This window comes from Noviherbaspirillum sp. (genome assembly GCF_035944575.1).
In the GTDB taxonomy this organism is placed as follows: Bacteria; Pseudomonadota; Gammaproteobacteria; order Burkholderiales; family Burkholderiaceae_D; genus Noviherbaspirillum.
In genome coordinates, this window is record NZ_DASZBA010000001.1 from 1 (window position 1) to 1,746 (window position 1,746).

Annotated in this window: 3 protein-coding genes; 2 read left to right on the forward strand and 1 reads right to left on the reverse strand. The window is 61.6% G+C overall.

Annotation, left to right across the window (positions count from 1 at the left end; translation table 11 throughout):
• A partial coding sequence (locus VGU61_RS00005; RefSeq protein WP_326857024.1) for a CHAD domain-containing protein occupies positions 1–473 on the forward strand: 473 nt, incomplete at its 5' end.
• A 35-nt stretch (positions 474–508) separates the two neighbouring features.
• Here the strand turns inward: VGU61_RS00005 and VGU61_RS00010 are convergent.
• Positions 509–1,402, reverse strand: coding sequence for an NAD-dependent epimerase/dehydratase family protein (locus VGU61_RS00010; protein WP_326857025.1), 894 nt, complete (start codon positions 1,400–1,402; stop codon positions 509–511).
• Positions 1,403–1,411: 9 nt separating this feature from the next.
• On the opposite strand from VGU61_RS00010, the gene VGU61_RS00015 reads away from it, so the two are divergent.
• Positions 1,412–1,746: 2Fe-2S iron-sulfur cluster-binding protein (locus VGU61_RS00015; RefSeq protein ID WP_326857026.1), on the forward strand; the 335-nt coding region annotated here is incomplete at its 3' end.

Genomic DNA, 1,746 nt, shown 5'->3' on the forward strand with positions numbered 1-1,746 from the left:
CACAGGGTGCGCACGGGAACGACCGGCGCGATGATTCGAGCGGGCACTCCTCCCATGGCGATATGAATATGCCTTTGCAGAAGTTCGCCCGCAAGACCATTGCACGCCACCACAGGAAACTGCTCAAGCGGGGCAAGGGCCTGGATACCGCGCCGGCCGAAGCACGCCATGAAGTGCGCATCGTTGCGAAGAAAACCCGCTATGCCACCGAGTTTTTCCAGTCGCTCTTCCCTTCCGGGCAGGTCCGGCACTACGTCGACGCGTTATCCGCATTACAGGATGAACTCGGCTGGATGAACGATGCCGCCGTCGCCGACGGGCTACTTCGCGAGTTGCAGGAGAAACAACCCGAGCGCGCCGCCAGTGCCGGCTTTGCACGCGGCTATCTGCTGGCACGGACGGAAAGCGGAAGTCGGCAGCTTTGCAAACGGTGGAAACGGTTTACCGCGATGAAGCCGCCGTCCGACAAATAGGATCGGCGGCCGGCAGGCGGCATCGGGCAGGTCCCCTATGCAGGGGGAAGCGTGGCCAGAAAATGCTGCACATCGGGATGCCGCAGGCGATAACCCAACTCGGATTTCAGCCGACGATTGCTCAGGCGCCGCGATTCGGACATGAAGGAAAGCAGCATCGGCGAGACCGCCTCACGCAATGCATTTCGTGGCAGGCGGGGCGGATGGGGCAGTCCGAACGCATCGGCGACCGCATCGAAATACTCGCCCATCTTCAGGCAGGTATCGTCGACGGCGTGATACACCCGCTGCGGCTGCGCCCTGAAGAGCGCTGCCGCCACCAGTGCGGCCAGATCGTCGGCATGAATATGGTTGGTATGGACATCTTCATCCTGCGTCAATGCGGGCGTGCCTTTCCTGAGACGCTCGACCGGCAGGCGGTCGAACGCATAGATCCCGGGGGCACGCAATATCGCCAGCCGCGAACCGGACCGCATGGCCCAGCGGCGGAGGACGCGTTCGGCGTCAACCCTGCGCTTCGCGCGAGGATTCTGCGGATTGACGGGCCGCGATTCATCGACAAGCGCACCACCGCAATCACCATATACGCCGGTCGTGCTGACATAAACGAGCGTCGCATGGTCGGGTAAAATGGCGGTCGCGTTGCGGGTGCGACGATCCAGCATGCCTTCCGTCTGCGGTGGTGCCAAATGCACAATCATGCGGGACAACCGCGCAAGACGAGCAAGGGTGTGCGGTTGATCAAGGTTGGCAACGATGGGGATGGCGCCGGCATTACGCAATTCGTCGCAACGCCCGGGCTGGCTGGTTACTGCGTAAACCCGGAAACGGTCCCGCACCAGCGGCAAGAGGCGCATGCCCACATCGCCGCAACCGATAATCAGCAGGCGGGGCCTGCCTAATTTTTTATTTTGCGTGTTTTTCATCATCGAGATTGTATGACTTTCCAAGTTACGGTACAGCCAAGCGGACGCCAGTTCACCTGTGAAGAAGGCGAAGCGGTTCTGACGGCGGCAATTCGCGCCGGAGTCGGCCTGCCATACGGGTGCAAGAACGGCGCCTGCGGCTCCTGCAGGGGCAAGCTGCTTGAGGGCAGCGTTACCCACGGCGTTCATCAGGTGAGAGCGCTCAGCGCTGCGGATGAAGAGAAAGGCTTTTCGCTGTTCTGCTGCGCACATCCCCATTCCGATATCGTGATCGAGGCGCGCGAAGTGCTCGGGGTCGGCGAATTCCCGATCAAGAAACTGCCGACACGCGTCGCGAAGCTGGATCG